26 protein-coding genes are annotated in these 26,737 nt (G+C 69.2%); 11 read left to right on the top strand and 15 right to left on the bottom strand.

Annotation, left to right across the window (positions count from 1 at the left end):
* The first annotated feature begins 33 nt into the window (after positions 1 to 33).
* From AC1U89_RS12705 to AC1U89_RS12695, 3 genes are all read left to right on the top strand, one after another.
* Positions 34 to 783 carry a hypothetical protein gene (locus AC1U89_RS12705; protein ID WP_479900059.1) on the top strand — a complete coding sequence of 250 codons (750 nt, stop codon included), beginning with the start codon at positions 34 to 36 and terminating at the stop codon, positions 781 to 783.
* Entirely contained in the window at positions 783 to 1,667 is an 885-nt protein-coding gene (locus AC1U89_RS12700; protein WP_479900058.1) for a hypothetical protein, read from the top strand. The genes AC1U89_RS12705 and AC1U89_RS12700 overlap by 1 nt, the downstream gene beginning before the upstream one ends.
* Before the next feature lie 159 nt (positions 1,668 to 1,826).
* Complete coding sequence (locus AC1U89_RS12695) at positions 1,827 to 3,053, top strand: multidrug effflux MFS transporter (protein WP_479900157.1); 1,227 nt, start codon at positions 1,827 to 1,829, stop codon at positions 3,051 to 3,053.
* Between the two features lie 58 nt (positions 3,054 to 3,111).
* On the opposite strand, the gene AC1U89_RS12690 is transcribed toward AC1U89_RS12695, so the two are convergent.
* The 3 genes from AC1U89_RS12690 to AC1U89_RS12680 form a co-directional block, all read right to left on the bottom strand.
* Positions 3,112 to 4,716, bottom strand: coding sequence for a cisplatin damage response ATP-dependent DNA ligase (locus AC1U89_RS12690; RefSeq protein WP_479900057.1), 1,605 nt, complete (start codon positions 4,714 to 4,716; stop codon positions 3,112 to 3,114).
* 32 nt (positions 4,717 to 4,748) lie between these two features.
* The gene (locus AC1U89_RS12685; protein WP_479900056.1) at positions 4,749 to 5,669 is read right to left on the bottom strand and encodes a DUF4349 domain-containing protein; all 921 of its coding nucleotides are present in this window, start codon (positions 5,667 to 5,669) and stop codon (positions 4,749 to 4,751) included.
* 94 nt (positions 5,670 to 5,763) lie between these two features.
* The gene (locus AC1U89_RS12680) at positions 5,764 to 6,489 is read right to left on the bottom strand and encodes a hypothetical protein (RefSeq protein ID WP_479900055.1); all 726 of its coding nucleotides are present in this window, start codon (positions 6,487 to 6,489) and stop codon (positions 5,764 to 5,766) included.
* 117 nt (positions 6,490 to 6,606) lie between these two features.
* On the opposite strand from AC1U89_RS12680, the gene AC1U89_RS12675 reads away from it, so the two are divergent.
* Entirely contained in the window at positions 6,607 to 7,017 is a 411-nt protein-coding gene (locus AC1U89_RS12675) for a PaaI family thioesterase (protein ID WP_479900054.1), read from the top strand.
* A gap of 82 nt (positions 7,018 to 7,099) precedes the next feature.
* Positions 7,100 to 8,062 (top strand): DUF2167 domain-containing protein, encoded by a 963-nt coding sequence (locus tag AC1U89_RS12670; RefSeq protein ID WP_479900053.1) that lies wholly within the window; start codon positions 7,100 to 7,102, stop codon positions 8,060 to 8,062.
* A gap of 2 nt (positions 8,063 to 8,064) precedes the next feature.
* Here AC1U89_RS12670 and AC1U89_RS12665 read toward each other — a convergent pair whose 3' ends face one another.
* Entirely contained in the window at positions 8,065 to 9,072 is a 1,008-nt protein-coding gene (locus tag AC1U89_RS12665; RefSeq protein WP_479900052.1) for a ligase-associated DNA damage response exonuclease, read from the bottom strand.
* Positions 9,073 to 9,113: 41 nt separating this feature from the next.
* Between AC1U89_RS12665 and AC1U89_RS12660 the strand changes: the two genes are divergently transcribed.
* Positions 9,114 to 9,614, top strand: coding sequence for a PaaI family thioesterase (locus tag AC1U89_RS12660; RefSeq protein ID WP_479900051.1), 501 nt, complete (start codon positions 9,114 to 9,116; stop codon positions 9,612 to 9,614).
* Complete coding sequence (locus AC1U89_RS12655) at positions 9,611 to 10,030, top strand: PaaI family thioesterase (protein ID WP_029909533.1); 420 nt, start codon at positions 9,611 to 9,613, stop codon at positions 10,028 to 10,030. Before AC1U89_RS12660 ends, AC1U89_RS12655 begins: the two co-directional genes overlap by 4 nt.
* A 346-nt stretch (positions 10,031 to 10,376) precedes the next feature.
* Here the strand turns inward: AC1U89_RS12655 and AC1U89_RS12650 are convergent, their stop codons facing one another.
* A complete protein-coding gene (locus AC1U89_RS12650) occupies positions 10,377 to 11,294 on the bottom strand; it encodes a histone deacetylase family protein (RefSeq protein ID WP_479900050.1) in 918 nt (305 codons plus the stop codon).
* A 79-nt stretch (positions 11,295 to 11,373) separates the two neighbouring features.
* On the opposite strand from AC1U89_RS12650, the gene tesB reads away from it, so the two are divergent.
* On the top strand, positions 11,374 to 12,228 hold the full coding sequence (gene tesB / locus AC1U89_RS12645) for an acyl-CoA thioesterase II (protein ID WP_479900049.1): 855 nt from the start codon (positions 11,374 to 11,376) through the stop codon (positions 12,226 to 12,228).
* A gap of 4 nt (positions 12,229 to 12,232) precedes the next feature.
* On the opposite strand, the gene AC1U89_RS12640 is transcribed toward tesB, so the two are convergent.
* From AC1U89_RS12640 to AC1U89_RS12600, 9 genes are all read right to left on the bottom strand, one after another.
* Positions 12,233 to 13,285, bottom strand: a complete 1,053-nt coding sequence (locus AC1U89_RS12640) for a S41 family peptidase (protein WP_479900048.1) — start codon at positions 13,283 to 13,285, stop codon at positions 12,233 to 12,235.
* Between the two features lie 77 nt (positions 13,286 to 13,362).
* Complete coding sequence (locus AC1U89_RS12635) at positions 13,363 to 13,935, bottom strand: NUDIX hydrolase (RefSeq protein WP_479900047.1); 573 nt, start codon at positions 13,933 to 13,935, stop codon at positions 13,363 to 13,365.
* Positions 13,936 to 13,943: 8 nt separating this feature from the next.
* Positions 13,944 to 14,501, bottom strand: coding sequence for a ribosome maturation factor RimM (gene rimM / locus AC1U89_RS12630; protein WP_479900046.1), 558 nt, complete (start codon positions 14,499 to 14,501; stop codon positions 13,944 to 13,946).
* Positions 14,502 to 14,567: 66 nt separating this feature from the next.
* Positions 14,568 to 15,104, bottom strand: coding sequence for a 30S ribosomal protein S16 (gene rpsP, locus AC1U89_RS12625; RefSeq protein WP_479900045.1), 537 nt, complete (start codon positions 15,102 to 15,104; stop codon positions 14,568 to 14,570).
* A 24-nt stretch (positions 15,105 to 15,128) separates the two neighbouring features.
* The gene (gene ffh, locus AC1U89_RS12620) at positions 15,129 to 16,655 is read right to left on the bottom strand and encodes a signal recognition particle protein (protein WP_479900044.1); all 1,527 of its coding nucleotides are present in this window, start codon (positions 16,653 to 16,655) and stop codon (positions 15,129 to 15,131) included.
* Between the two features lie 198 nt (positions 16,656 to 16,853).
* A complete protein-coding gene (locus AC1U89_RS12615) occupies positions 16,854 to 18,239 on the bottom strand; it encodes a hypothetical protein (RefSeq protein ID WP_479900043.1) in 1,386 nt (461 codons plus the stop codon).
* A 49-nt stretch (positions 18,240 to 18,288) separates the two neighbouring features.
* Positions 18,289 to 18,681: a VOC family protein gene (locus AC1U89_RS12610; RefSeq protein WP_479900042.1), complete on the bottom strand. Its 393-nt coding sequence runs from the start codon at positions 18,679 to 18,681 to the stop codon at positions 18,289 to 18,291.
* A gap of 10 nt (positions 18,682 to 18,691) precedes the next feature.
* The gene (locus AC1U89_RS12605; RefSeq protein WP_479900156.1) at positions 18,692 to 19,654 is read right to left on the bottom strand and encodes a TraB/GumN family protein; all 963 of its coding nucleotides are present in this window, start codon (positions 19,652 to 19,654) and stop codon (positions 18,692 to 18,694) included.
* Between the two features lie 77 nt (positions 19,655 to 19,731).
* The gene (locus tag AC1U89_RS12600) at positions 19,732 to 21,894 is read right to left on the bottom strand and encodes a M3 family metallopeptidase (RefSeq protein WP_479900041.1); all 2,163 of its coding nucleotides are present in this window, start codon (positions 21,892 to 21,894) and stop codon (positions 19,732 to 19,734) included.
* A gap of 227 nt (positions 21,895 to 22,121) precedes the next feature.
* Here AC1U89_RS12600 and AC1U89_RS12595 point away from each other — a divergent pair, with 227 nt between their 5' ends.
* Positions 22,122 to 22,973, top strand: coding sequence for a glutamate racemase (locus AC1U89_RS12595; protein WP_479900040.1), 852 nt, complete (start codon positions 22,122 to 22,124; stop codon positions 22,971 to 22,973).
* Positions 22,974 to 23,182: 209 nt separating this feature from the next.
* A complete protein-coding gene (locus AC1U89_RS12590; RefSeq protein ID WP_479900039.1) occupies positions 23,183 to 23,710 on the top strand; it encodes an SRPBCC family protein in 528 nt (175 codons plus the stop codon).
* Between the two features lie 48 nt (positions 23,711 to 23,758).
* On the opposite strand, the gene AC1U89_RS12585 is transcribed toward AC1U89_RS12590, so the two are convergent.
* Entirely contained in the window at positions 23,759 to 25,429 is a 1,671-nt protein-coding gene (locus tag AC1U89_RS12585; RefSeq protein ID WP_479900038.1) for a hypothetical protein, read from the bottom strand.
* A gap of 319 nt (positions 25,430 to 25,748) precedes the next feature.
* Here AC1U89_RS12585 and AC1U89_RS12580 point away from each other — a divergent pair, with 319 nt between their 5' ends.
* Positions 25,749 to 26,639, top strand: a complete 891-nt coding sequence (locus tag AC1U89_RS12580) for a bestrophin-like domain (RefSeq protein ID WP_479900037.1) — start codon at positions 25,749 to 25,751, stop codon at positions 26,637 to 26,639.
* Positions 26,640 to 26,737 lie beyond the last annotated feature (98 nt).

Below are 26,737 nucleotides of genomic sequence, written 5' to 3'. Positions count from 1 at the left end.
GTATTGTGGCCGGAGGTTGATTCGAAGGTTCAGATGCACGATCCGGTGACGTCGTTCGTAGTCGCGGTGTTCAGCATGCCTGGCGCCGCCCTGTTGATGGCGGCGGCCATCCTGGTCTTCGCCGTCGGGATCATCATCCAGTCCGGTCACTTCGAATACGCGCCGCTGCGGGACGACCTGCGTCGGCGGACCGGGCTGCTCGACGAGCTGCGCGGGGATCGCCAGAAGGCCTTCGCCGAAGCGTTCGAGGCGATCGACAAGCGCCTGGGCGGCGAGGCCCACCCCGCGCTCGAACTGGGCTGGGCCCACTATCGCAGCCAGCTGACCCCGACCGACGACGGGCGGCTGGCGGCCTCGATCCACGCCGCCGACGCCTTCGACCATGCCGACACCCCGGCCCGCACCCTGGAATGGTGGGCCAACATCATGGTGGCCATCGGCCTGGTGATCACCTTCATGGGCATCGTCGCGGCCCTGACCGAGGCGACCTCGGCGATGAGCGGCGGCTCGGCGGCCATGCAGGGCGCGCTGATCAATCTGCTGACCATCGCCGCCACCAAGTTCTGGACTTCGATCGCCGGGGTGCTGGCCTCGATCGTCCTGCGGCTGGCCGCGCGCCGGCGTCGCCAGGCCATCGAGGCGCTGGAGGCCCACTTCTTCGCCCTGCTGGACGCCTGCGTGCGCTTCGCCCCGCCCGAGAAGGTGATGCTGGAGCAGCTGGCGATCCTGGGCCGCATCGAGGCGGCCCTGGCCGCCAGGCCCGCCCGCGTGGGCGCGGTTTGATGCGGCGCAAGCGCGGCCGGACCGTCGATGTCGAGGAAGGCGAAAGCTACTACGTCTCGATGACCGACATGATGGTGGGGGTGATCTTCATCTTCATCATCATGCTCAGCTACTTCGCCTTCGAGTTCCGCTCGACGACCGCCAAGCTGACCACGGCCAAGCACCCGGAGACCGCCGCCCTGCTGCAGACGGCGGCCAACCTCACGCCCAAGACCGCCGACATCGAGATCGACTACAAGGCCCAGGTGCTGTGCGTGCCGGAGGCGACCCTGTCGGAAACCGGCAAGGGCGCGGCCGGCCAGCGCCGCTGCTTCGCCTTCGCGCCGCCGACGAAGGCCACGGCCGAGACGGCCTCGGTGATGGACGCCCGGAAACTGCTGATGCAGGCGCTGGACGCCGACCTGCGCGACGCCAAGGCGCCGGTCGCCGGCGATCCTTCAAGCGGCTCGCTCAGCTTCCGGGCGGATCAGCTGTTCGTGGCGGGGACGGCGACGCTCTCGCCCGACGGCCAGCGGATCGCCGGGGACGTCGCCCGCAGCCTGATCCACCGGTTGCCCTGCCTGGGCTACGGCGTGGCGGCCGGGGGCGACTGCACGGGCGGCGACGCCAAGCTGTCGGTCGTCAACGTGACCAGCCAGACCAATCTCGACGCCTTCAGCGCCGAGGGGCAGCGGGCCGCGGCCCTGGCCCTGCAGCGCGCCGCCGTCTTCCATCAGGCGCTCACGGCCGCCCAGCCGGACCTGGCCCGCCTGCGCAACGCCCCGCCCGGACAACCGGGATCCCAACCCCTGCTGCGGGTGGCCAGCGTCGGGCAGTCGCAGGAGGGCGCCTCCAAGGTCGGGGACGACCAAGCGGTGAGCATCCAGTTCCTGATGGCCGACTAGACGCGAGTCCGTTTGGCGTAACGCCGTGCTGGCCCTATATCGCGACCAAACGCGTCTCGCGCCCGCCGGCGCTTCGGCGTCCGGCCCGTGAAGAAGAGCGTCATGTCGTCCAGTTCCGCCGCAGTCCGMCCCGGCCCGCACCCCGGCCCACACCCMGGCATGGGTTTCGGCCAGTTCGTCGCCCTGATCGCGGCGATGATGGCCACCAACGCCCTGGCCATCGACTCGATGCTGCCGGCCATGCCGCAGATCGGCCACGCCCTGGGCGTGGCGACCGACAACGAGCGCCAGTGGATCCTGACCGCCTACCTGCTGGGCTTCGGCGCGGCCCAGATCGTCTACGGCCCGCTGGCCGACCGCTACGGCCGCAAGCCGGTGCTGCTGGTCGGCCTGTCGCTGTATGTCGTCTTCGCCGCCCTGTGCGCCTTCGCTACCTCGTTTCCGATGCTGCTGATCGCCCGCGCCCTGTGCGGCGTCGGGGCGGCCGCCACGCGCGTGCTGTCGGTGTCGATCGTCCGCGACTGCTATAGCGGCCGGCAGATGGCGCGGGTGATGTCGTTGTCGTTCATCGTCTTCCTGGGCGTGCCGATCATCGCCCCCTCGGTGGGCCAGGCCATCCTGCTGGTCGCGCCGTGGCCTTGGGTGTTCGGCGTGCTGGCCATCTTCGGCCTGGCCGTGATCGCCTGGTCGTGGGTCAAGCTGCCCGAGACCCTGCATCCGGAGGACCGCACGCCCCTGGAGGTCGGTCCCGTGCTGGCGGCCTTCAAGGTGTGCCTGACCAACCGGATCGCGGTCGGCTACACCCTGGCCGCCACCCTGGTGCTGGGCGGGCTGTTCGGCTTCCTCAACTCGGCCCAGCAGGTGTTCGTCGACGTGTTGGGGGCGGGCAAGCTGTTCACCCTGATCTTCGCGGCCATCGCCGGCGGCATCGCGGTCTCGTCCCTGCTCAACTCGCACATCGTCGAGCGCCTGGGCATGCGCCTGGTCTCGCACGTCTCGCTGATGGGCTATCTCGGCTTCGCGGTGGTCCACGCCCTGGTCGCCGTGAGCGGCCACGAGACCCTCTGGACCTTCTCCCTGCTGCAGGCGGGCATGATGTTCTGCTTCGGCATGGTGATGTCGAACTTCGGCGCGATCGCCATGGAGCCGCTGGGCCACCTGGCCGGCACGGCGGCCTCGGTGCAGGGCTTCATCACCACCATCGGCGGGGCGCTGTTCGGCTTCTGGATCGGCCAGCTGTTCGACGGCACCACCGTGCCCCTGACCCTGGGTTTCGCCGGTTTCGGTCTCGCCGGCCTGGTCGCCGTGCTGATCACCGAGAAGGGCCGGATGTTCCACGCGGGCTCCGGCGCGCCGGCCCTGGAAGGCATCGGGGGCGGCCACTAGGGCCTATTGTCAAGTTTGGCTCAAGCTTGACCGTTTCGAGTTGAGCCAAATTTGAAGATCAGTCCAGCATCCGCTCCAGGGTCGTCAGTTCGTCGGCCTCGCGCGACGGCTTGTCCCAGCGGATGCGGTTGATGCGGGGGAAGCGCATGGCCACGCCGGACTTGTGGCGGGTCGAGCGCTGCAGGCCCTCGAAGGCCACCTCGAACACCAGGCCGAACTCCAGGTCGGCCCGCACCGAACGCACGGGACCGAAGCGCTCGATCGTGTGGTCGCGCACGAACTTGTCGATCTGCTTCAGCTCCTCGTCGGTGAAGCCGAAATAGGCCTTGCCCACCGGGGTCAGGTGACGCGTCCCTGTCTCGTCCTCGCGCCAGACCCCGAAGGTGTAGTCGGAATAGAAGCTGGATCGCTTGCCGTGGCCGCGCTGGGCGTACATCAGCACCGCGTCGATCAGGCGGGGGTCGCGCTTCCACTTGAACCACGGCCCCTTGGGGCGGCCCGGTTCGTAGACGCTGTCCCAGCGCTTGAGCATCAGGCCCTCGGCGATGGCGGGATCGCCAGCCGGCGGATCGGCGCGCAGGGCGGCCAGTTCGTCCCAGGTGTCGAACGGCTGGATCGGCGACAGGTCGATGCGCGGACTGGCGGCTTTCGCCACGAAGGCCTCCAGCCGCTTGCGCCGCTCGCCGAACGGCAGGCCGCGCAGGTCGGTCTCGCCGTCCAGCAGCAGGTCGTAGGCGCGGATGCCGGCCGGGAAGGTCTGCAGTTGCTTGGCGTCGACCGCCTTGCGGTTCAGCCGCTGCTGCAGATCGCCGAAGCTGGCCACGACGCCGTCGCGCATCACCAAAAGCTCGCCGTCGATCGCCCCCTCGAAGGTCAGGGCCTCCAGCACGTCGGGGAAGGTGGCCGAGATGTCGTCGCCGGTGCGGGTGTATAGCCGCCGCTCCCCGCGCTCGCTGACCGCCTGGACGCGGATGCCGTCCCACTTCCATTCGGCGGCGTAGTCGGCGGGGTCCAGCTTGGCGAAGTCGACGGCCTCGTCGATCGCCTGGGCCAGCATCACCGGCCGGAAGCGCCCGGGCGCGTCGGGCGAGGGCTGCTCGGACCGCCCCTCCAGCCAGGCGAACAGGTCGCCATAGGGCGGGGTCATGGCGTGCCAGACCTCCTCGACCTGGCCGATCTCCACCTGGCCGAAGTCGGCGCAGGCCTGCTTGGCCAGCCGCGCCGAAACCCCCACACGCAGGCCGCCCGTCATCAGCTTCAGCAGGGCCCAGCGCCCGTCGGCGTCCAGGGCGTCCAGCCAGCCCTCGATCAGCCGCTGGACCTCGGTGCGCGAGGCGGTGCGCAGGCTCTCGACCACCTCGGACAGGTCGGGCTCGCGGTTGGCGCCGGGCTTTTCCGGCCAGACCAGGGCGACGGTCTCGGCCAGGTCGCCGACATAGTCGTAGGACCAGGCGAACAGCTGGGCGTCCATCCGGCTCTCCACCGCCTTGCGGATGAAGGCCGGCTTGGCGGCGTTGAACGACAGCGCCCCGGTCAGGGCCGCCAGCACCCAGCCGCGCTCGGGATCGGGCGTCTCGCGCAGGAAGTCCTTGATCAGGGTCAGCTTGGCGTTGCGTGAGCTGGTCAGGGACAGCCGGTCCAGAAGATGGGCGAAGGCGCGCATGGTCCCATTCAACGCGCGAAACGGCTTCCGCGCTACGCGCTCGGCGGCGCCTCGTCGGTCGGGGGCTTACGACGCAGGCGGGGCAGGCGGGGCAGGCGCTTGCGCAGCGCCCAGATCGCCAGGCCCAGCACCAGCGCCCAGGGCGCGGCCCAGGCGACGAACACCACCAGCCCCGCCAGGGACCTGGCCAGGATCGTCGCGACATTGGCGAAGGCCTGGGCCAGCGGCGCCCAGGCCCCGGTCGGACGGGTCACCGCGCCGGACTCGTAGCGCAGGGTCAGGGCCGAGGTGGCCACCCGGGCCTTCATCACCGCCAGGGTCGACTGGGCGGCGTCGATCTCGCCCTGCACCCGGGCCAGCTCGCGCTCGACCTCCAGCAGTTCCGAAAGCTTGCCGGGCCGCTCGGCCAGCAGCGTCTGCAGGCGGTCGCGCAGGGTGGTCTGGGCGCGCAGCCAGGCTTCGCCGTCGACGATGGAGCGGGTCAGGTCCTCGCTGGTGACCTGGGAGTCGGTGACCCGGCCGCCCGCCGCCTTGGCGTCGGCGTCCAGGCCGCCGCGTAGCTTGGCGATCCAGGCGGGCGAGGCGCGTAGTTCCAGCACCCCCTTGGTCACGCCGCCTTCCGCGCCGCTGCGGCTGGAGCTGACCACCTGGCAGGCGGTGGTCCCGGCCGCGACGCAGGCCTTTTGGTGCGCGTCCATCAGCGCCCTGATGTGTCCGGCCGGAGCCCAGATCGTATCGAAATAGTCGTAGGCGATCATCGGCGCGGCGACCGTCGGGGTCGTCGTCGGAGCCGCCGGTTCCTCGGCCGCCTCGGCCTTGCGCTGGGCCGGGCCGGCGGAGGCCGACGGGGAGTCGAGCATCACGGCCGAGTCGGAGAATTTGGCGATCGGCGCGTTCGCACGTCCGCAACCGGCCAGCACGACACCCGCGATCACCAGGACGACAGCACGCATGACGATTCCACCCTCAAGGTCGTTGCGGCCACGCTAGCAGGTCGCGCGCCGTGCGCCATCTTAAAAATGACAGACGTAATTTATGAGCCCAACCTCAGCCCGCCCGGCTTTCGTCCAGCTGGCCCAGGATCATGATCTTCTGCCAGATCTTGCGGCCGAGGTCGGAGGTCAGGGTCTCGATGTCGTTGACGGCGGCGACGATCACCGGGTCGTTGGTCTCGCCGGCGTAGAGCGCCGCCAGCTTGGCGGTCAGGGCCAGCATCTCGGCGCAGTAGTCCAGGTAGCGGGCCAGCTGGAAGCGGTTCATCTCTCGGGCGGGCGAGGAGGCCGTGCGCGGGCCCAGCACCAGGGTCGGGTCCTTGGTCAGCTGGTGCATGTCGATGACGTGGGCGAACGACCGCAGTTCATGCAGGGACTTCTGGACCCGCGAGCGCTTCCAGCGCGACTCCAGCGACACCAGGAACCAGATCGCCGCGCCGGACAGCAGCAGGTTGACGGCCGGCTCCAGGCTGGTGGCCAGGCTCAGGGCGCCGGCGTTGCGCAGGCCGGCCAGCCAGTCCAGCCGCACGATCAGCGCCGCCTCGGCCCCGATCGCCAGGACGGCGATGGCGGCCACCAGGGTCCGCAGGCCCAGATAGGGCCGCGACAGCCGCCGGGCCCGCTTGGCGGTGACCCGGGCCACGGCGGTCAGCTGGCCGCACACCTCCGCCAGGCCGGACGCCGGGAACCGCTCGGTCACCCGCGCCCGCAAGTGGTCCAGCGTCCCCACCACCTTGTCGGCGTCGAGCCTCAGCGCGCCGGCGCCGTTTCCATTGGCCATGCGATCCCCCGATCCGTCCCGTTCGGGACAGGCGGACGCTAGCACGGCCGCGAAGCTTGAAGTCAATTCAAACATCTGTTTGAGTGATGGGGTCCGAACGCCGGACAGGAGGCGACCATGACCCCGCCCGAACCCTTCGTCCCCCATCCCCGCAAGAGCCCGCTGACCACGCCGTGGGAGCCGATCTTCGCCGACATCCGCGACGATCGCTGGGTGCTGGCGCTGGAGGTCCGCGAGCCGCACACCAATTCGCGCGGCAATCCGCACGGCGGCCTGCTGGCGGCGCTCGCCGACAACGCCATGGGTCTGTCGTGCGGCGTGGTGCTGACTCGGCTGAAGATCCCCAGCCAGGGCCTGATCACCGTCTCGCTGGGACTGGACTACATCGCCGCCGCCCAGCTGGGCCAGTGGCTGGTCTTCGACACCGACTTCATCAAGCCGGGCAAGAGCCTCTGCTACGCCGAGGCCACGGTGCGGGCCGACGACAAGCCGGTGGCGCGGGCCCGGGCGACCTTCAAGGTGGTCTAGGCAAAGTGGTGTAGGCGCCCCTCTCTGGCCAAGCGATACAACCTCCGCTAGCTTCGCTGTGGGGAATCTTTGGGGGTTTGTTTTGCGTCAGTTTCTCGCGCCCGTCGTGGCGGCCGTCTTCGTGGGCGCCGCCGCGCCGGCCTTTGCTTCCGATCAACCGCCGGCGCCGATCGCGGCGTCCCAGCCGGACCTCTCCTGGCAGGACCGGCTGCAGCATCACACGGGGCAGATCGCCCTGCCGGCCGCCCACGCCAAGCTGAACCTGGGTCCGGACTACTACTTCCTGGACGCCGCCGCGGCCAAACGCGTGCTGACCGAGGGATGGGGCAACCCGCCCGAGACGGGCGAAGGCGTACTGGGCATGATCATCCCGACCCGGTTMAAGCCGCTGGAAGCGGCCTCGTGGGGCGCGGTGGTCACCTACCAGGACGTCGGCTACGTCTCCGACAAGGACGCCCGCAAGATCGACCCGCAGAAGCTGCTGGACCAGCTGCGCGAGTCCGAGGACGACTCCAACGCCCGGCGCAAGGACGCGGGCTATCCGACGATCCACCTGGCCGGCTGGGCCGAACAGCCCTCCTACGACCCGACGCGTCACCTGGCGATCTGGGCCCAGGACCTGGCGATCGGCGGCGGCGAGGCCCATTCGCTCAACTACGACATCCGCCTGCTGAACCGGCAGGGCGTGCTGAGCCTGAACGTCATCTCGTCGATGGGCGACCTGCAGGACGTCCGTGCGGCGGCCGGCAGCATCGCCCAGGCGGCGGTCTTCGACCCCGGCTCGACCTATGCCGACCACGCCAAGGGCGACAAGGCCGCGGAGTTCGGCGTCGCCGGGCTGGTGGCGGCGGGCCTGGGCCTGGCCGTGGCCAAGAAGTTCGGCCTGCTGGCGGTCCTGCTGATCGTGCTGAAGAAGGGCTTCGTGATCATCGCGGCGGCCTTCGCCAGCGCCACGGCGTGGGTGCGCAAGGTGATGGGCGGCAAGAAGAAGACCGTCTCGGCCGGGTCCACGCCGCCGCCCGGCGGTCCCGACCTGATCAGCTGAGCCTACTCGCCMTCTTCCTCGTCATAGCCGACCAGCCTCAGCGCCCGGGCGGGGATGCCCTGGAGTTCGCACCAGCGCTCCAGGGCCTCTTCCCGGCCATGGGTGATCCAGACCTCGCCGGGGCGCAGTTCGTCGAGGGTGGCGGTCAGCTCGTCCCAGTCGGCGTGGTCGGAGATGATCAGCGGCAGTTCGACGCCGCGCTGGCGGGCCCGCGCCCGCACGCGCATCCAGCCGCTGGCGAAGCAATCGACCGGATCGGGGAAGCGCCGGCTCCAGCGGTCGGCCAGGGCCGAGGGCGGGGCGACGATGATCGCGCCTTCGAAGTCCTTCTTGGTTCCGGTCGTGGCCGGGGCCAGAAGGCCCAGGTCCACGCCGTGGCGGCCGTAGAGGCGGTTCAGGCGATCCATGGCGCCGTGGACGTGGATCGTCCGGTCCCAGCCCGCCTCGCGCAGCAGCTTGATCACCCGCTGGGCCTTGCCCAGGGCGTAGGCCCCGACGATGTGGCTGCGCTCGGGGAACTGCTMGACCGACTTCAGCAGGGCGGCGATCTCGCCCTTGTCGTCCGGATGGCGGAACACCGGCAGGCCGAAGGTCGCCTCGGTCACGAACACGTCGCAGGGCACGGGTTCGAAGGCGGGGCACGTGGGGTCGCGGCGGCGCTTGTAGTCGCCGGAGACGACGATGGTCATGCCCTTCCAGCGCACCACGGCCTGGGCCGAGCCCAGCACGTGGCCGGCCGGGACCAGGCCCACCTCGACGCCGTTGTGGGTGAAGGTCTCGCCATAGGCGATCGGGTGACGCTGGCCGGCGAAGTCCTCGCCGTAGCGTTCGGCCATGATCGCCAGGGTCTCGGGCGTGGCCGCCACCACGCCGTGCCCGGCCCGGGCGTGGTCGGCGTGGCCATGGGTGATCACCGCCCGGTCCACGGGGCGGACGGGGTCGATGTAGAAGTCCCCGGGCGGGCAATAGAGCCCGTCGGGCTTCGGACAGATCAGGTCCTGGGGTTTCATCGGCTGGATATGGGAACGCGCCTGGCTATAAACCTATCCTCATGAGCAGTGACGAACAGCATCGGTTCATCGCCAACGCGATGAACGAAGGCAGTCCCCAGGCGCGCGCCCTGGGCCTGGTGACCCTGGAGATCGGCGACGCGGTCGCCATCCTCAAGGCGCCCTACAAGCCGGAGATCGTCGGCGATCCCGAGACCGGGGTGATCGCCGGCGGGGTGGTCACCACCCTGCTCGACCACGCCAGCGGCCAGGCGGTGCACGCCGCCCTCGCCGAATGGACCTCGATCGCCACCCTGGATCTGCGCATCGACTACATGCGGCCGGCCCAGCCGGGGCGCGATGTGCTGGCCCGGGCCCACTGCTACAAGGTCACCCGCTCGGTCGCCTTCGTGCGCGCCGTGGCCTACGAGGACGACCCCGACGACCCGATCGCCGCCGCCCAGGCCGCCTTCATGCTGGACTCCAGCGCCGGCAAGAAGCCGGGCGCCAACCTCAAGCCGCCCCGCGCCAAGTCGTCGAGCAGCGAAGGAAACGCCGCATGACCGACGCCGCCACCCGCCTCAGCGCCGTGCTCGGCTCGATCCCCTACGCCCGGTTCATCGGCATGCACGCCGAGCTGGCCGGGGACGAGATGACCGCCATCCTGCCGTTCTCGGACCACATCGTCGGCAATCCGCTGCTGCCCGCCATCCACGGCGGGGTGCTGGGGGCCTTCATGGAGATGACCGCCCTGGCCCAACTGTCGGTGGCCGAGCCGCTCAAGCGCCAGCCGCGGACCATCGACGTCTCGATCGAGTACCTGCGATCCGGCCGTCCGCTGACCACCTTCGCCCGCGCCCAGATCAAGAAGGTCGGCCGGCGGATCGCCAATGTCCACGTCGAGGCCTGGCAGGAGCAGCGCGCCGCGCCGATCGCCGCCCTGCGCGGTCATTTCCTGTTGACCTCGGCGGACGAGTGATCGGACCGCCGAACAATGGTATCAACGGCAAAAGTTTCCACTGCAACGATCGAAAACAATCACATTACACCTCTGTAATGCAGGTTTCTCGCATCAACGTTTCTTAAAAACGCTTCATGAAGCAAAGGTAACGGGTATTCACCATCCCGCGGGCCTATACCCCTGATCACCGGACGCGGTCGTCGCGCCGGACTTTCAGGGAAACAAGACAATGACCTTCTCGAACAACGCCTTCTCGGGTTTCGCCAGCATCGTTCTGGCCATGCTGCCCCTCGTCGTGATCGCCGGTTCGCTCGTCTCGAGCTTCTAAGTGATCGCCGCGTAGCCTCCACCGGAGCGCGACCCTTCAGGCTTCGAGAGCCTTTCGGGCCGCCCGGTGGAGAAGGGCGTGACGATGCGCCAATCGATCGATGTCGGCGTCGTATCCGCCGCCGATCACCCCCGCCACGGGGACTCCCCTTTCCAGACATGAGCCCAGGACGAACGCCTCGCGCCGCGCCAGGCCCTCGTCGCTCAGGCTGAGACGCCCCAGCTTGTCGTCCGCGTGCGGATCGACCCCGGCGTTGAAGAACACCAGGTCCGGCGCCGTCCGGGCCAGCAGGCCCGGCAGGATGCCGGACAGCGTTTCCAAATAAGCTTCGTCGCCCGTGCCGTCGGGCAGGTCGACGTCCAGGTCGCTGACCGCCTTGCGGGCCGGGAAGTTCTTCTCGGCGTGCATCGAGAAGGTGAAGACGCTGGGATCGCCCTCGAAGATCCGCGCCGTGCCGTCGCCCTGGTGGACGTCGAGGTCGACGACCAGCACCCGATCGACCGCGCCCTCGACCAGCAGCCGCCGCGCCGCCACCGCCACGTCGTTGAACACGCAGAAGCCCGCCCCCGTGTCGGCCTGGGCGTGATGGCTGCCGCCGGCGGTGTTGCAGGCGATCCCGTGCTCCAGGGCCAGGCGCGCCGCGGCCAGGGTGCCGCCGACGGCCGCCTGGGCGCGCTTGGCCACCGACTCGGTGTTGGGCAGGCCCACCCGCCGCGCCACCTCGGCCGGCAGGGTCAGGTCGATCACCCCGCGCACATAGGCCTCGTCATGGACCAGCAGCAGGCTCTCCAGGTCGATCGGCTCGGGGCGCACGAAGCCGGCGGGACCCGCCACACCCTCGGCCTCCAGCACCGCCGCCAGCCGCGAGAACTTGTCCATGGGGAAGCGATGGCCGGCCGGCATCTCGGCGCGGAAGGCGGGGTGGTGGACGATGGGCGGAAAAGGCGTGGCCATCCCGCAACGATGGTGAGCGCATCGCCCTAGCGCAAGCTCACGACTTGCCCTGTCCCGCCGGCGCGCCTAACCAACCCCCATGCGCACGCCCGAGAACCTCGCCGAAATCCTGACCCTCGAACCGATCGAGGTGAACCTGTTCCGGGGCGTCAGCCCCAATGACGGCTTTCCCCGCATCTTCGGCGGGCTGGTGATCGCCCAGGCCCTGATGGCGGCCTATCGCACGGTGCCCGACCGCATCTGCCATTCGCTGCACGCCTATTTCATCCGCCCCGGCGACGTGAACGCCCCGGTCCTCTACGAGGTCGAGCGGGCCCGCGACGGCGGCACCTTCACCACCCGCCGGGTGGCGGCGATCCAGCATGGCGAGCAGATCTTCAACCTGGCCGCCTCGTTCCAGACCCCCGAGGAGGGGCTGGAGCACCAGGCCGACATGCCCGACGCGCCCGATCCCGAGAGCCTGCCGACCGAGGCGGAATATCTGCGCTCGCTGGGCGACGAACTGCACCCGCGCTTCGTCAAGCTGGCCGAGTTCCCCCGGCCGGTGGACCTGCGCTGGGTCGATCCCCAGCACCCGACCAAGCCCGTGCCCAAGCCGTCGACCAAGCAGGTCTGGATGCGGGCCAAGGCGCCGATCGGCGACGACGTCCGGGCCCAGCAGTGCGCCCTGGCCTACGCCTCGGACATGGCCTTCATGGAAAGCGCCCTGCGCCCGCACGGCCTGATCTGGACCACGCCCGGCCTGCAGGCCGCCAGCCTGGACCACGCCATGTGGTTCCACCACCCGTTCGACTTCAACGACTGGACCCTGTTCTCGCAGGACAGCCCCTCGGCCTCGCAGGGCCGGGGCCTGGTGCGCGGCCAGATGTTCACCCGCGACGGCAAGCTGGTGGCCTCGGTGGCCCAGGAATGCCTGATGCGGGTGCGCAAGTAGCCGCCTAGAGCGCCTGGTCGGCGACCAGGGCCTTGGCCGGGTCGGTGATAGCGTCGGCGCGTTCCTTTTCGGACTTCGGGGTCGAGACCAGTGGCTTGGCCGCCGCCAGGGCGCGGCGGTAGGCCTCGGTCAGGGCGCCGTCCAGCGGCGTCTCGACGTCCGGCTTGACGCCCACGCCCTCCCAGCCGCCGCCGGTCAGGGGATGGATCACCTGGCCGTTGGGGATGAAGGCGACCAGGCCGAAGCCCAGGCTGGGCTTGGGGCGGTTGGCCGGGTTGCCGCCGCCGCGCGTGCGGGTCCCGACCAGCACGGCCCGCTTGTTGGCCTGCATCGTGTAGGCGAAGGCCTCGGCCGCCGAGAAGGTCTGGCCGCCCACCAGCAGATAGACCGGCTTGTCGGCGTAGAGCGGGTCGCCGGGGCCCTGGCGGACGTGGCGGGACATGGTCGTGGTCTTGCCGTCGGGATCGCGCCAGCGAATCTCCTCCATGACCAGCGGCGCGCGCGACAGCTGGCCCAGCAGCCGCTCGTCCGTCGCCCCGCCGCCGCCGGTGTTCTCGCGCAGGTCGATGATCAGGGCGTCGGTATCCTTCAGCAGGCCCAGGGCCGCGTCGATCATCGCCGCGCCCTCCTCGCCCTGCTCGAAATAGCGCAGCTTCAGATAGCCGATATTGGCTGGCAGCCGGCGCGCGGCCATCAGACCGTAGGCTAGGCGCTTGTCGACCAAAGCCTCGTCGGCGTCGCTGAGCCGGACGGCCTGGGCGTTGGCGGTGGTCACCGTCACCTTCATGTGCTGGTCGCCCGAGACCGTCAGGGTCACCGCGCTCAGCGCTTCGGCCAGGGCGGCGCGGTCGTGGATGCGGACGAACCGGCCGCGCTGGGCCTTCAGGGCCGCCTGGACGTCGTGGGCCTTGGCGGGATCGAAATAGCCGTTCAGCTCGGCCACCAGGGTGTCGACCACCTGGCCGGCCTGTTTCGAGGTCAGCTCCTCGGCGGCCAGGGCCGGCCCGGCGGCGATCAGGAGCGAGGCGGCCAGGGCGGCCGCGATGTGACGGTGCATGGGGTCCCCCCGGGGATATCGAGGAGACCCAGGTGGCCCACGGCCCGGCGCGAAGCCAGTTAAGCCTTCGTCATGACCTATTTTTCACGAACCTCGATCGTCGCCACCCCGGCCTGGGCCAGGGCGGTCAGCAAGGACGCCACCTGGATCGACGCCACCATCTGGCCGGACAGCGCCAGGCGCAGGGCTTCGGCCGCGGGGGTCCAGAGCGGCTCGATCCGTTCGGTGGGATCGTTGGACGGCGCCGCCACCTGGACGACATCGCGGGCCAGGACGGTATGGATGCGGTTGGTGTGGGTCGCGGGGTTGGGCGTGGTCACGCCGACCAGGCTGAGGGTTCCGGCGCACCCCGTTTCTTCCAGCAGTTCGCGGGCGGCGGCCGCCAGCGGATCGGTCTCACGAGGGTTCACCCCGCCCGCCGGGATCTCCAGCGACAGGTCGCCCAGGCCGTGCCGGTACTGGCGCACCAGCAGCACGTTGTCGTCCGGATCGAGCGCCACGATGTGCACCCAGTCGGGATATTCCAGGACGTAGAACGGCGCGATCTCGACGCCGTCCTCGGTGACGCAATCGTCCGCGCGCAGGCTGATCCAGCGATCCTTGTGGACATGGCGCGAGGCGGTGACACGCCACTTTCCATCGAGCGCCATGCCGGCTCCTAGGCTTGGTCGTCGCCCTCGGCGGGACCTTCGGGTTCGCCCACCATGGCGGGAGGATCGGCCAGGACCAAGCCTTCGGCGATCTTCACCTCGGGCACGGCCGCGCGGGTGAAGGGCAGGTACCAGGTCTGGCCGCCCAGGGCGGGGGTGATTTCCAGCAAGTCGTMGGCGCCGAAGTTCTGGACGCTCTTGATCTTGCCCAGCAGGTCGTTGGTGGCCGCGTGGCGCACGGTCAGACCGATCAGGTCGGCCAGGTAGAATTCGTCTTCCTCGGGCTCCGGCAGGGCGGAGCGGGGAACGTAGAGGCGCAGGCCGCGCAGGGCGTCGGCGGCCTCCTTGGTGTCGATCCCGACGCAGCGGGCGACGACGCCGTCCTTGGCCACGCGGGCGGTGGTCAGGGTCAGGGCGGGCGAGCCGTCCTGGCGCGACAGCACCTTGAACCGGGTCAGGGTCAGCGGGTCTTCGGTATAGGTCGTGATCCGCACCTCGCCGCGCACGCCGAAGCCGCCGGCGACGCGGCCGACCAGGATCAGGGTCTGCGGGGACGATGCGGTCATGGTGCGGAAGCGCGCAAAAGAAAACGCCGCCGCCAGGGAGTCCCGGCGGCGGCGTTTCCGAAGGCCTTAGCCTTCGGTGGTTTCTTCCGAAGCCGGGGCTTCTTCAGCGGCGGCTTCAGCGGCCGGAGCCTCTTCGGCGGCCGGGGCCTCCTCGGCGACGACTTCCGGCTCGGGAGCCGGAGCAGCGGCGGCTTCGGCGGCGGCAGCAGCAGCGGCTTCAGCGGCGGCCTTGGCGTCTTCCTTGGCCTGGGCTTCGGCGGCGGCGCGCTCTTCGTCGCGCTGGGCGCGTTCGGCCAGACGCTCCTGGGCCTTCTTGCCCGGGGCGCCCTTCTGCGGGTTGTTGCCGTGGGTCCAGGTGGTCAGGCCCTGGGCGGCCAGGAAGCGGGCGACGCGGTCGGTCGGCTGGGCGCCCTTCTTGAGCCACTCCTGGATGGACTCGACCTTCAGGGTCACGCGCGCGGCGTCGTCCTTCTTGAGCAGCGGGTTGTAGGTGCCGACCTTCTCGATGAAGCGGCCGTCGCGGGGCGAGTGGCTGTCGGCGACGACGATCGAGTAGTAGGGGCGCTTCTTGGCGCCGCCACGGGCGAGACGGATCTTCAGCATTTCAGTAGTCCTTGGTCTAAAGTTCTATTTCTTGAACGGGTTGAAGCCGGGCAGGCCCAGGCCGGAGAGAGGATTGGGCTTGGCGTCGCCGCCAGTCCCGAGACCCGGCAGACCGGGCAGCCCCGAGAGGCCTTGGCCCCCCGCTGCATTGGGGTCGGGCTGGGCAAGCTTGCCCCCGCCCATGGATTTCAGACGGGCCATGTCGCCGCCGCCCATCATCTGGGCCATGCGGGCCATGCCCTTGCCGCCGTCCTTGGACATGGCCTTGAACATGTCGGCCATCTGGCGGTGCTGCTTGAGCAGGCGGTTGACCTCGGCGACGTCGACGCCGGCGCCGGCCGCGATGCGGCGCTTGCGCGAGGCGGCCAGGATGTCGGGCTTCTTGCGCTCCAGCTTGGTCATCGAGCCGATGATCGCCTGCTGGCGGCGGAAGATGCTGTCGTCGATGCCGCTCTCGGCGATCTGCTTCTTGACCTTCTGGACGCCCGGCAGCAGGCCCATGATGCCCTGCATGCCGCCCATCTTCTGCATCTGGTTCAGCTGGGCCGACAGATCGTTCAGGTCGAACTGGCCCTTGGCCAGCTTCTTGGCCATGCGCTCGGCTTCGGCCACGTCGAGGTCTTGCGCCGCCTTCTCGACCAGCGCGACCACGTCGCCCTGGCCCAGGATCCGACCGGCCACGCGGCGGGCGTCGAACACGTCGAGCGCGTCGATCTTCTCGCCGGCGCCGAGGAACTTGATCGGCAGGCCGGTGACGTGGCGCATCGACAGGGCCGCGCCGCCGCGGCCGTCGCCGTCGGCGCGCGTCAGGATCAGGCCGGTCAGCGGCAGGCGTTCGTGGAAGGCCTTGGCCGTGCGGACGGCGTCCTGGCCGGTCAGGCTGTCGGCGACCAGGATGGTCTCGGACGGCGTGGCGATGCGGGCGATTTCCGCCGCCTCGCTCATCATCGCCTCGTCCAGGGTGGTGCGGCCGGCGGTGTCGAGGATCAGGACGTCGTAGCCGCCCAGCTTGGCGGCGGTCAGGGCGCGCTTGGCGATGTCGGCGGCGCTCTGGCCGGCGACGATCGGCAGGCTCTCGACCTCGACCTGCTTGGCCAGCATGGCCAGCTGTTCCATGGCGGCCGGACGGCGGGTGTCGAGCGAGGCGACCAGCACCTTCTTGCGCTCGATCTTGTTCAGCCGCAGGGCCAGCTTGCCGGTGGTGGTGGTCTTGCCCGAGCCTTGCAGGCCGGCCATCAGGATCACCGACGGCGGGTTCAGGGCCAGGTTCAGGCCGGTGGGGACCTCGCCGCCCAGCATGTCGACCAGGCCGTCATAGACGATCTTGACCACCTGGTCGGCCGGCTTGACCGAGCGGATGACAGCCTCACCCGAGGCGCTTTCCTTGGCCTTGCTGATGAAGTCCTTGACCACCGGCAGGGCGACGTCGGCTTCCAGCAGGGCGACGCGGACTTCGCGCAGCGCCTCGTCGATGTCCTTCTCGGACAGCACGCCGCGACCGCCGAGGCGGTCGAAGACCCCTGAAAGTCGCTCTGTAAGGCCGTCGAACATGCGGAACCCTGGTTAGACTAGTGACCAAACGCGATCAGCCCCCATGGACGATCACGTCGATGGGGGTCCTCGCCGTCCTCGTCCGGATGGATCCTGCGCTAACAGGCCGGGGTCGTGACGGTGGAGGCGCTGCTGATAAAGCGCCGGAAGCGCGCGCTTATGCACGAAAGGGGGCGGGGAGTCAAAAGCGGCGGGTGTTCAGAACGCCGGATAAACTCGCGCAAGACGCCAGGCGAGCTCGGCCGGGAGCCGGCGGCCTCGATACTCGATCGCGGCGGCGACATCGGATCGCGCCAACAGGGCGTCCCAGCGGCGGCGATAGTCATCGTCGGCCTTACCCAACGACGGATGGCGCGGAGGCAGGTTCAGGGCTTGCAGGGCCTCGCTGCGCGAGTTGGGCGAGTCGAGCGCCCTGAGCAGGAGTTGCGCCGTGCGGTCCTGCGGATCGGCACACGCCAGGGAGAGACGCCACTCGCTCGGCCCCAGCCGTGCGGTGTGATCACCCTCCAGGCACGATCCGATGGCCATGATTGGCCAGAGATTGGCGTTCTCGTCTCGCGACATCCCAACATATTCGACCTTGCTGGCGGACTGCACGGCGCTCCACCAGCCAACCAGGCGCTTGGCCTCTTCGGCCTGATCGGCCCGGATCAGACCCTCGAGCACGCCGACGAAGCCGGGAACGAACAGGACGTCGGAGGACCTGTCCGCGGCGCGAACCGCGGGCAGATCCAGAGTCGCGAGCGCCTCATCGACTTGGCCGTCATCCAGCAGGCGCTGGACCAGCCAGGCCCGCTGTGCGTCACCGTTCGAACCGTCCTTCCCGGCGGCCAGGCAGGCGAACGCTCCCGGCTGGCAGGTGTTGGCGATGTCGGCGGCCATGTTGCGTCGGGCGGTAGCCAGGATGCTCGCCTCGCCCTCCCTTTGGCGATCCAAGGCCGCCAGTTCGCTGGTCCAGTTATCGTCAAGCGACGAAGTCGGTTGAATAGAGATGTGGTCGAGCGTGGCGATCAACTGCTCCGTCGGAAGCCAGGCTGGTGCAAAACGGCGGTCAATCTGGATGGAGAGCGCCGCTCGCCGGTCGATCTGTTTCAGGCGGTCTAGGCCCGTGTCGTTCTGGCCTGCCGCGAAATCCGCCATGACGCCCAGTTCGGCGGATTGGATGGATCGATCTGGAAAGTGACCAAGGCCGATCATGGCGTCGGCGGCGCGCTGAGCGGACGCTCCCGCGCCCGGGATGTCAGTCAGTCGCCGGATCAGCCGATGGAACACGAAGCGCATCTGCATTTCAGTCCCGACCTCAGGAGGCAGGGCGGCCCGGGCGATGAGCTGATCGGTTCGATCGAAGCGCCCGTCCTGAGCGGCGCATATCGCCACCTCCGCCGAAAGGCGCGCGCTGAGAAATCTGTCCAGACGGCCGGACAGGGCAAGATCGACCATGGCCGGATAGCCCGTGCAATCCCCGCTCGCCGCAGCCTTGATGAAGGCCTCAAGCCGCCCATCGTCGGTCGCCTGGGCCATTGCCGGCGCGACAAGACAGCCGGCGATCAGGCCGGCGACAAGAGACGGAATGAATGCGCGCATCAGCTCCCCCAAGGACTGGGATATCCTAGCCGGAAGCAACGGCCAAGGTTCAGCCGCGCAGCTCCAGCCCGTTGCCCTCGGGGTCCGACAGATAGAGCGAAGTCGCCTCGCCGGTCGAGCCGTAGCGTTCGCCCACATCGCCGATCGCCACGCCGTGGGCCTCGAGATGGGCGCGGACGGTCTCGACGTCGAAGTCGATCACCCGCAGGCACAGGTGGTCCATGTTGTGGCCGTCGGCGCCCGGTGCGGCGCCGCCCATCTGGCCCAGGCGGCCGGCGACATCGACCAGGTCGATCAGCTGGGCGCCGGCCCGCAGCTGGACCAGGCCGATGGCGTCCTGGCGGCGCTCGACGGCGCAGCCCAGCACCTGGGTGTAGAACCGCTCCATGGCGACGGGATCGCGGGCGCGGATCACCACGTGGTCGATGCCGAGCAGGCGCATGGCGGTCTCCTTACCCGGCCGGGGAGGTGATGGTGGCGCCCGAGGCCTTCAGGCGGTCGAGCACGCCATTGGCCGGCAGCAGGAAGGCCAGGTCGACGACGGCGATGGTCACGCCGGGGCGGTTCAGGGCCTCGGTCAGGGCGTCGGCCGACTGGCCGATCTGCTGGGCCAGCAGGCCGGGGCCGCCGGGCGCGCGCATCACGCAGCGCTGGGCCGCCGAGGTCGAATAACGGGCCCGCACGCTGGCCAGGTCGCCGTTGGCCCAGTCGGTCCCGATCGTGGTGGCGTGCTGGGCGTCGTATTCCAGCTCGGTCAGGGCGTCGTTCAGGCAGGCCAGGTTGGCTTCGTCCGACAGCTTGCCGGCGCTGGCGAGGATGGGACCTAGGCGGTACTGGCTCATCGCCTTGACCTTGACGCCCTTGGCCTTGGCCATGCGCTCGATGGTGCTGACCGGCTTGGCCTCGGACAGGCCGGCCGCCTGGCGGAAGTCCGACAGCAGGATGAAGCCCGCCACCGCCGGCTTCCAGTCCTTGTAGGGCACGGCCGTGCGCTGGGCCTGCTCGCGGGCGTTGACGAACCGGGCCAGCAGGTCGGGCGGCAGGCGGTTCTCCAGCTTCTTGCCGAACGGCTGGCGCACGCCGCCCCCGCCCGTCAGGAAGAACTTGGTCACCTGCAGCGGGCCGACCGAGGCCTCGGGCGGGACGAGCACCAGGCTGGCCTCGCCCAACGCCCGGTCCAGGCGCGGGCTGTCCCATTTCAGCTGGTGCGGCAGCGGGGGGGCCGACCCGACCACATAGAGTTTGGCCCCGCCCTTCTCGACCAGCCACAGGGCCGGCCCAGGCGGCCGGGCCACCACCCACAGCTCCTCGACCACGGCGCTGCCGGGGTCGGGCGGGGGCAGCGCGACGGTCTGGGCGTGGACCGCCGTCGCCGTCAGGGCCAGAGCCAGACCCGCCGCCGACAGCGCCTTCATCGTGACCATGCTCGCCTCTTGAACTGCCTTCGCCCTAGATAGAGGCGAGCGACCTTGGGCGAAAGCAGGGCGGATCCTCAAGCCCCCGGCGGAACCGGGAAGCCCCGGTTGCGCATCAGGGCGCCGATCTTCACGTCGCGGCCGCGGAAGCGACGGAAGGCCTCGCCCGCGTCGATGGTGTTGCCCACGCTCATGATGTCGTCGTGCAGGCGCTTGGCCACGGCCTTGTCGTAGAAGCCGCCGGGCGCCTCCTCGAACGCCTCGGCCGCGTCGGCGGTCAGGGTGTCGGCCCAGATGTAGTCGTAGTAGCCGGCCGAATAGCCGTCGCCCGAGAAGATGTGGCCGAACTGGGTGGGCCGGTGGCGCATGACGATCTCGGACGGCAGGCCGATCTCGGCCATGGCCGACTTTTCGAACGCCGCCGGGTCGATCGCCTGGCCCCCACCTGGACGCCATTGGGCGGCCAGGTGGATCTTCATGTCGTAGATCGCCGAGGCCAGGTACTCGACGGTCGAGAAGCCCTGGTTGAAGGTCTTGGCCTTCTCGATCTTGGCCACCAGTTCGTCGGGGATCGGCTTGCCGGTCTGGTAGTGGACGGCGAACTGGGTCAGCACCGGCTTGGTCGGCAGCCAGTGCTCGTTCAGCTGGCTGGGGAACTCGACGAAGTCACGGGCCACGTTGGTGCCGGCCAGGCCGGGATAGTTCACGTCCGAGTTCAGGCCGTGCAGGGCGTGGCCGAACTCGTGGAACATCGTCGAGGCGTCGTCCCACGAGATCAGCACCGGCTCGCCGGGCTTGCCCTTCACGAAGTTGCAGTTGTTGGAGACGATCGGGGTGACCACGCCGCGGAACTTCTCCTGGGTGCGATACTCGCTCATCCAGGCGCCCGACTGCTTGCCGGCCCGGGCGTAGGGGTCGAAGTACCACAGGCCCACGCGCTGACCGCCCTTGGTCACCTCCCAGACGCGCACGTCGGGATGGCAGACCGGCACGTCCTTGATCTGGGTGAAGGTGAAACCGTAGAGCTGGCCCGCCGCCCAGTGGATGGCCTCGCGCAGCTTCTCCAGCTGCAGGTAGGGCTTCACGACGTTCTGGTCGAGGTCGTAGCGCGCCTTGCGCACCTTCTCGGCGTAGTGGCGGTAGTCCCAGGGGGCGATCTTGAAGGTCGCGCCTTCCGCGTCGGCCACCTTCTGCATGTCGGCCACTTCCTCGTGGACGCGGGCCACGGCCGGCTTCCAGACCTGCATCATCAGGTCCATGGCCGCGTCCGGGGTCTTGGCCATCTGGTCGTCGGTGATCCAGTGGGCGTAGGTCGGGAAGCCCAGCAGCTGGGCCTTCTCGGCGCGCAGCTTGAGGATGTCGGTGATCACCGCCTTGTTGTCATGGGCGTCGTTGTTGTCGCCGCGCGACACCCACATCTTCCAGCCCTTCTCGCGCAGGTCGCGACGGTCGGAATAGACCAGGAAGGGCTCCATGGACGAGCGGGTGTTGGTGATCAGCCACTTGCCCTTCAGGCCCTTCTCCTCGGCCGCCGCCGCCGCCCCGGCCTTCACCGAGTCCGGCAGGCCGGCCAGGTCGCCCTCGGCTAGCTCCAGGGTGTAGCCCTCCTCGTCGGCCAGCTCGTTCTGGCTGAACTTGGTGTAGAGGCTGGCCAGGGCCTGGTTGATCTGGCCCAGGCGCGCCTTCTTGGCGGCGTCCAGCGCCGCGCCCTGGCGGGCGAAGCTGTTGTAGACCACCCAGGTCAGGCGCTTCTGCTCGGGCGTCAGGTTCGCGGTCTCGCGGGCGTCGTAGACGGCCTTGATGCGGGCGAACAGCTGCTCGTTCTGGATGATCTCGTCGCTGAAGGCCGCCAGCTTGGGCGTGCTCTCGGCCTCGACCTTCTGCATGGCCGCGTCGTTCATGGTCGAGGTGAACACCCCGAACAGCGCGCCGACCCGGTTCAGGGTCCGGCCGGAGTCCTGATAGGCCGCCAGGATGGTCTCGAAGGTCGGGGCCGAGCGCTTGGCGGTCAGGGCGAACAGCTCCTGGCGCTGCTCGGCCATGGCCGCCTCGAAGGCCGAGGCGAACAGCTCGGGCTTGACCTTGTCCAGCGGCGGCAGGCCGCCATGCGGACCTGTCCATTGGGCCAGCAGGGGGTTGCCGGAAGCGGCGGCGGGGGTGGCGGCTCTAGCGGACATTGGGGCGATCATGGGCGTCAGGGCGGTCGCGCTGGCGGCGGCGAGGAAGGAACGACGCTTCACGGCGGGTCTCCGGCGAATGGGAAGCGGAACCCTAGAGCGTCGCGTGGTCGCTAGGTAAGCGCTTTCGCGCGGAAATCGTCCCACGGGAGATGAATTCGACGACAGGAACTCGCGCACGCCTGTTCCCTCGGGGCCGGTTCGTGCGCGATCGGGACTGCATGGGATCGGCGCCAGAATCTCAAAGGCGCCGCGTGGACGGCCGGGCGAGGGCGGGGTAAGCCAGGATCATGTCCATCGGCGTCTTCGACTCCGGCGTGGGCGGCCTCACGGTMCACCGCGCCCTCGTGAACCGTCTGCCCCAGGCGGACTTCACCTATCTGGCCGACCAGGCCAACGCCCCCTATGGCGRCAGGCCCGGCGAGGAGGTCGTCGCCCTGACCAAGGCCGGCTGCGAGCGCCTGTTCGACACCGGCGCCAGCCTGGTGGTCCTGGCCTGCAACACCGCCTCGGCCATCGCCCTGCGCCGTCTGCAGCAGACCTGGCTGCCGGGCTATCGCAAGTCGCTGGGACGGCCGATTAACGTGCTGGGCATCATTGTGCCGACCATCGAGGCCGCCACCGGCCTGCCGTGGGAGCACGAGGCCGAGCGGCGCGGCGACAAGGTCGAGCAGCTGGACGTGCTGGGCGTGTTCTCGACGCAGGGCACGACCAATTCGCGCGTCTACGAGATCGAGATCGACAAGCGCAAGCAGGACATCGCGGTGTTCTCCCAGCCCTGCCCGGACCTGGTGCCGATGATCGAGGCCGACGCCGGCGTCGTGGACCTGGCCAAGGCGGTCGACGGCTATGTCCAGGCGCTGAAGACCCGCATCGGCCGCTATCCCGACCGCGCGGTGCTGGGCTGCACCCACTACGAGATCATCGCCGACATCTTCCGCGCCGCCCTGCCGGCCGGGACGCCGGTGATCCACCAGCCGGCCTCGACGGCCGACGCCCTGGAGCTCTACCTGCAGCGCCACCCGGAGTTCGATCCGGGGACCGGCGGCGCCCGCAGGTTCCTGACCACCGGCGCGCCCGGCCCGCAGAACGCCCTGGTGGAAAGCTTCTGGGGCGGACCGCTGCGGTTCGAGGCGGCCTGAAGCTTATTTGAGACGTCCAGGCGGTTAACACTTGCCCCCTACGGACCGCTTCGCGGTCGTCTTCCCCCACAGGGGGAAGAGGGCTCAGCGCGGCGTCCTCCGCCCCCTATGGGGGCGGACAGGCGGCGAAGCCGCCAGGTGGGGGCAAGTGGCGACTTGACGCGATGGTCGCAGGCGGCACCCTTCCTCCAAACGGGAGGGGCCACCCCATGAAACACCTGCTGATCGCCGCCACGCTCGCCCTGACCGCGACCGCCGCCCACGCCGAGGTCGTCGACGCCCAGCCCAACGGCTTCGAGGTCAAGCGCGTCGCCGTGCTGAACGCCCCGGCCGACAAGGTCTATGCGGCCCTGGCCCAGCCGTCGCAGTGGTGGAGCAAGGACCACACCTGGTCGGGCTCGGCGGTCAACCTGTCGCTGGCCCCGATGGCCGGCGGCTGCTTCTGCGAGAAACTGCCGAACGGCGGGTCGGTCATGCACATGACCGTGGTCTACGCCCAGCCCGGCCAGGCCCTGCGTCTGTACGGCGCCCTGGGGCCGCTGCAGATGTCCGGCGCCGCCGGCCACCTGGGTTGGACCCTGGTCGAAAAGGACGGCAAGACCACCCTGACCCAGACCTTCGACGCCGGCGGCTACATGAAGGGCGGGCTCGACAAGATCGCGCCGAGCGTCGACGCGGTGCTGGGCGAGCAGTTCGACCGGTTCAAGGCCTATGTCGAGACGGGCAAGGCGCCGTAGCACCGGTCGTCACCCCGGGCGTGAGGCCCGGGATGACGACGGTTTCGCCTACTTCTGCCAGCTGGCCTTCTGGCTCATCAGCCAGGAGAAGTCGGCGGTCAGCTGGCCCGACTGGTTGCCCTGGCCGGACTTGGGATCGTACGAGGTCCAGACCCCGGCCGACGAGTGGCAGCCCATGCAGCTTTCGGTCTGGTAGATCAGGGTGTTGACCCCGGGGGTGATCGGCTTGCCCTGGTTGTTCAGCACCGAATTCCAGACCGGCGGCTGGGCCGCGCCGGAGGCCGGGCAGGACTGGCCGTTGGGCAGCTCCTCGCCGTGGCAGGCCTGCTCGTTGCCCTTCTGGAAGTAGGTCTCCATCGTGACGTTGGTCAGGAAGACCGGCGTCGGATTGCCGCCCGGCTTGTTGGTCACCGCATTGGGCAGGCCGCCGTTCCACGGCGAGGGCGCCGCCGTCGGGTCGGTGGGCCACTGGGTGTCGATCAGCTGGTAGTACTGCCAGACCGAGCCCTGGGCCTTGAGCGCCGCCTGGGCCTGGCGGTTCAGCGCCACCTTGTCGCCCGGGATCGGGATGCCGCGCCAGGCCTGGGTCGGGATACGCGGATAGACGCCGGACTTGTCGGCCTGCGGCAGCTGGTCGACCGCGCAGATCGGGCAGTTGGGGTCGACGAACGAGGGGTTCAGCTTGGGGTGGGCCACGGTGTCGACGTCCAGGTTGTCGACCTGCTCGAAGGTGGACCAGATCCATTGCGGCGAGGTGGTGGACTTGTGGCCGATGTGCATGCCGACCAGGCCGACCGTCACCTTGCGCTCCAGCTGCTTGCCGTCCGGCCCCTGGTCGATGACCACGGCGGGGCTGGTGTGGAAGCGGCTGAAGTCGTCCTTGCCCGACTTCAGGATCCGCCAGGCGAACTTCAGCTCGAACGAGCCGCTCCAGTCCTGGCCCGGCGTGCCCAGCGGCATGGCCACCTTCTTGCCGGCCTTGGAGAAGGCGACCTGGCCGTTGATGTTGTAGAGGCTGTTGTCGCAGAGATAGCCGACCTCGTTGGGGTCGATCATGATCTCGTAATAAACGAACTCGCCGTTCTGATCGATCATCGGGCCCGAGAAGGCCTGGTTGATGTCGCTGAGGCTGCCCAGGTTGGACGCGTTCAACTCGCCCACCGCCGACAGCACGCCCAGGAACCGCGTCGCCCGCGGATCGGCCTTGGCGGCCTGGACCGAGAACGGGGCCAGGCCCTTGCTGACCGGCTTGGCCAGGTCGCTGCGCACCAGCATCAGGGTCCTGGCCTTGGGCGCCAGGCCGCAGGCGGACGGCCGCGCGCCGTCGGTCTGGAAGATCGAACTGGAATTGTGCCACAGCGTCCAGTGCGGCTGGCCGAACTTGGTGTCGGTCAGCTTCGGCGCCGCCACGCCCTGGTTGTTGGTGGGCCAGTTCAGCGCCAGGAACATCTGCCAGGAATAGAGGTCGAACTCGCGCTGCACCTCGGAGAACTTCTGGACCTTCTCCAGCTGCTTTTTCAGGGCGATATCGACGTCGCCCGGCATCTGCGGCGTCAGTTTCGGCGCGAAATTGGGGAAGGCCGCCAGATAGGCCGGCTTGGCCGGCGGCGCCGCGTCGATCGCCTTGGCGGCGAACAAGGCGCCCCCGCCCGCCAGGCACACCAGGGTCGCGGCCAGCGCCCGCCAGCCGATCTTCCGTTCCGTTCCCGAGATTTTCATCACGCCCTCCGCCCGTTGTCGCTCCGCCCGTTGTCGGCCGGGTCCGCGCAAGGCCGCGCCATGCGTCATGGGCCCGAGCTTCGCCACAGGCTGATCATCCAAACGGAGAGTCGTCAACATATAAACGCTATAGTAGATTCTTCTCACCTTTCACGGACGGTCAAAGTCCGGGGGAAGAACCACCCTCTCCAGGGTTTCGCCCCATGGCGGAGCCAAGCTTCGCGCCGAAAGATCGGCGCGGAATTTCGCTCCACGGAAAGGTCCGGAAGATGGCCAGCGGCCTCCCCGTCCGCCCGATCGGCTGCAAGGCCGCCGCCCGATGACCGGCGCTTTCGCCAACTGGCTGGAAACCACGTCGACCTGGCAGATCGGCCTGGCCCTGCTCGTCGCCATGTTCGTCGCCTCGCTGGTGGGTGAATTCGTGAAGCGGCGCATGGGCAAGGCCAGGGCGGGGAAGGACGACGACGGCAAGGACGAAGACGGCAAGGAGGGCTACATCGTCTCGGCCACCCTGGGCCTGCTGGCCCTGCTGATGGGCTTCACCTTCTCGCTGGCCGTGGACCGCTTCGAGGCCCGGCGCCTGCTGGTGCTCGAGGAGTCCAACGCCATCGGCACCACCTATCTGCGCACCCAGATGCTGGAGCCCGTCGATCGCGTCCGGATCAGCAAGATGCTGGTGGACTACACCGACAACCGGCTCGCCCTGGCCAAGGCCCCGGTCGACCAGGTCCCGACCCTGCTGGCCAAGAACGACCAGATGCTGACCGACCTGTGGACCGCGACCCTGGCCGCCTGGCCGTCGATCAAGGGCCTGGACTTCTCCAGCGCGTATCTCGACAGCATGAACAACATGATCGACCTGGACGCCGCGCGGAAGGCCGCCCGGCTGGCCCGCGTGCCCAGCGCGGTCTTCTTCGTGCTGTTCATCTACGTGATCACCTCGGCCGGCGTGCTGGGCTATGCGGGCGCGAACAAGGAAGGGCGCGGGGCGACCGCCTTCCTGTTCATCCTCCTGACGATCTCGCTGCTGCTGACGCTCGACATCGACCGGCCCCGCAGCGGCCGGATCACCGAAAGCCAGGCGCCGATGGAGCGGCTGAAGGCCACGCTGGCCAGCCAGCCGCCGGAGGTGTTCGATCGGCTGTCGACGGGGAAGACCCCGCCGCCCGCCGCCGTCCCGAAACTGGAAACGGCGACGCCAAGCCGGTAAAACCAAAATGGGCCTKATCGCGATCGGACCAGGCCCATTCCAGATTTCCTTGCCTGGCGCGCATTTGTGACGCGAACCGACTCCGACTTCGCTCGAAA

The organism is Caulobacter sp. 05T431 (assembly GCF_056665975.1).
This window is presented reverse-complemented; position numbering and strand designations above follow the sequence as displayed.

Bases quoted from the DNA above. Each gene is read 5' to 3' on its own strand.
- AC1U89_RS12605 (WP_479900156.1), bottom strand. From the start codon at position 19,654: ATGAAGGCGCTGTCGGCGGCGGGTCTGGCTCTGGCCCTGACGGCGACG.
- AC1U89_RS12635 (WP_479900047.1), bottom strand. From the start codon at position 13,935: ATGGCGCTCGATGGAAAGTGGCGTGTCACCGCCTCGCGCCATGTCCAC.
- ffh (WP_479900044.1), bottom strand. From the start codon at position 16,655: ATGTTCGACGGCCTTACAGAGCGACTTTCAGGGGTCTTCGACCGCCTC.
- tesB (WP_479900049.1), top strand. From the start codon at position 11,374: ATGCGCACGCCCGAGAACCTCGCCGAAATCCTGACCCTCGAACCGATC.
- AC1U89_RS12695 (WP_479900157.1), top strand. From the start codon at position 1,827: ATGGGTTTCGGCCAGTTCGTCGCCCTGATCGCGGCGATGATGGCCACC.
- AC1U89_RS12585 (WP_479900038.1), bottom strand. From the start codon at position 25,429: ATGAAAATCTCGGGAACGGAACGGAAGATCGGCTGGCGGGCGCTGGCC.
- AC1U89_RS12675 (WP_479900054.1), top strand. From the start codon at position 6,607: ATGACCCCGCCCGAACCCTTCGTCCCCCATCCCCGCAAGAGCCCGCTG.
- AC1U89_RS12660 (WP_479900051.1), top strand. From the start codon at position 9,114: ATGAGCAGTGACGAACAGCATCGGTTCATCGCCAACGCGATGAACGAA.
- AC1U89_RS12615 (WP_479900043.1), bottom strand. From the start codon at position 18,239: ATGCGCGCATTCATTCCGTCTCTTGTCGCCGGCCTGATCGCCGGCTGT.
- AC1U89_RS12655 (WP_029909533.1), top strand. From the start codon at position 9,611: ATGACCGACGCCGCCACCCGCCTCAGCGCCGTGCTCGGCTCGATCCCC.
- AC1U89_RS12650 (WP_479900050.1), bottom strand. From the start codon at position 11,294: ATGGCCACGCCTTTTCCGCCCATCGTCCACCACCCCGCCTTCCGCGCC.
- AC1U89_RS12705 (WP_479900059.1), top strand. From the start codon at position 34: ATGCACGATCCGGTGACGTCGTTCGTAGTCGCGGTGTTCAGCATGCCT.
- AC1U89_RS12700 (WP_479900058.1), top strand. From the start codon at position 783: ATGCGGCGCAAGCGCGGCCGGACCGTCGATGTCGAGGAAGGCGAAAGC.
- AC1U89_RS12590 (WP_479900039.1), top strand. From the start codon at position 23,183: ATGAAACACCTGCTGATCGCCGCCACGCTCGCCCTGACCGCGACCGCC.
- AC1U89_RS12690 (WP_479900057.1), bottom strand. From the start codon at position 4,716: ATGCGCGCCTTCGCCCATCTTCTGGACCGGCTGTCCCTGACCAGCTCA.
- rpsP (WP_479900045.1), bottom strand. From the start codon at position 15,104: ATGCTGAAGATCCGTCTCGCCCGTGGCGGCGCCAAGAAGCGCCCCTAC.
- AC1U89_RS12680 (WP_479900055.1), bottom strand. From the start codon at position 6,489: ATGGCCAATGGAAACGGCGCCGGCGCGCTGAGGCTCGACGCCGACAAG.
- AC1U89_RS12685 (WP_479900056.1), bottom strand. From the start codon at position 5,669: ATGCGTGCTGTCGTCCTGGTGATCGCGGGTGTCGTGCTGGCCGGTTGC.
- AC1U89_RS12640 (WP_479900048.1), bottom strand. From the start codon at position 13,285: ATGCACCGTCACATCGCGGCCGCCCTGGCCGCCTCGCTCCTGATCGCC.
- AC1U89_RS12610 (WP_479900042.1), bottom strand. From the start codon at position 18,681: ATGCGCCTGCTCGGCATCGACCACGTGGTGATCCGCGCCCGCGATCCC.
- AC1U89_RS12580 (WP_479900037.1), top strand. From the start codon at position 25,749: ATGACCGGCGCTTTCGCCAACTGGCTGGAAACCACGTCGACCTGGCAG.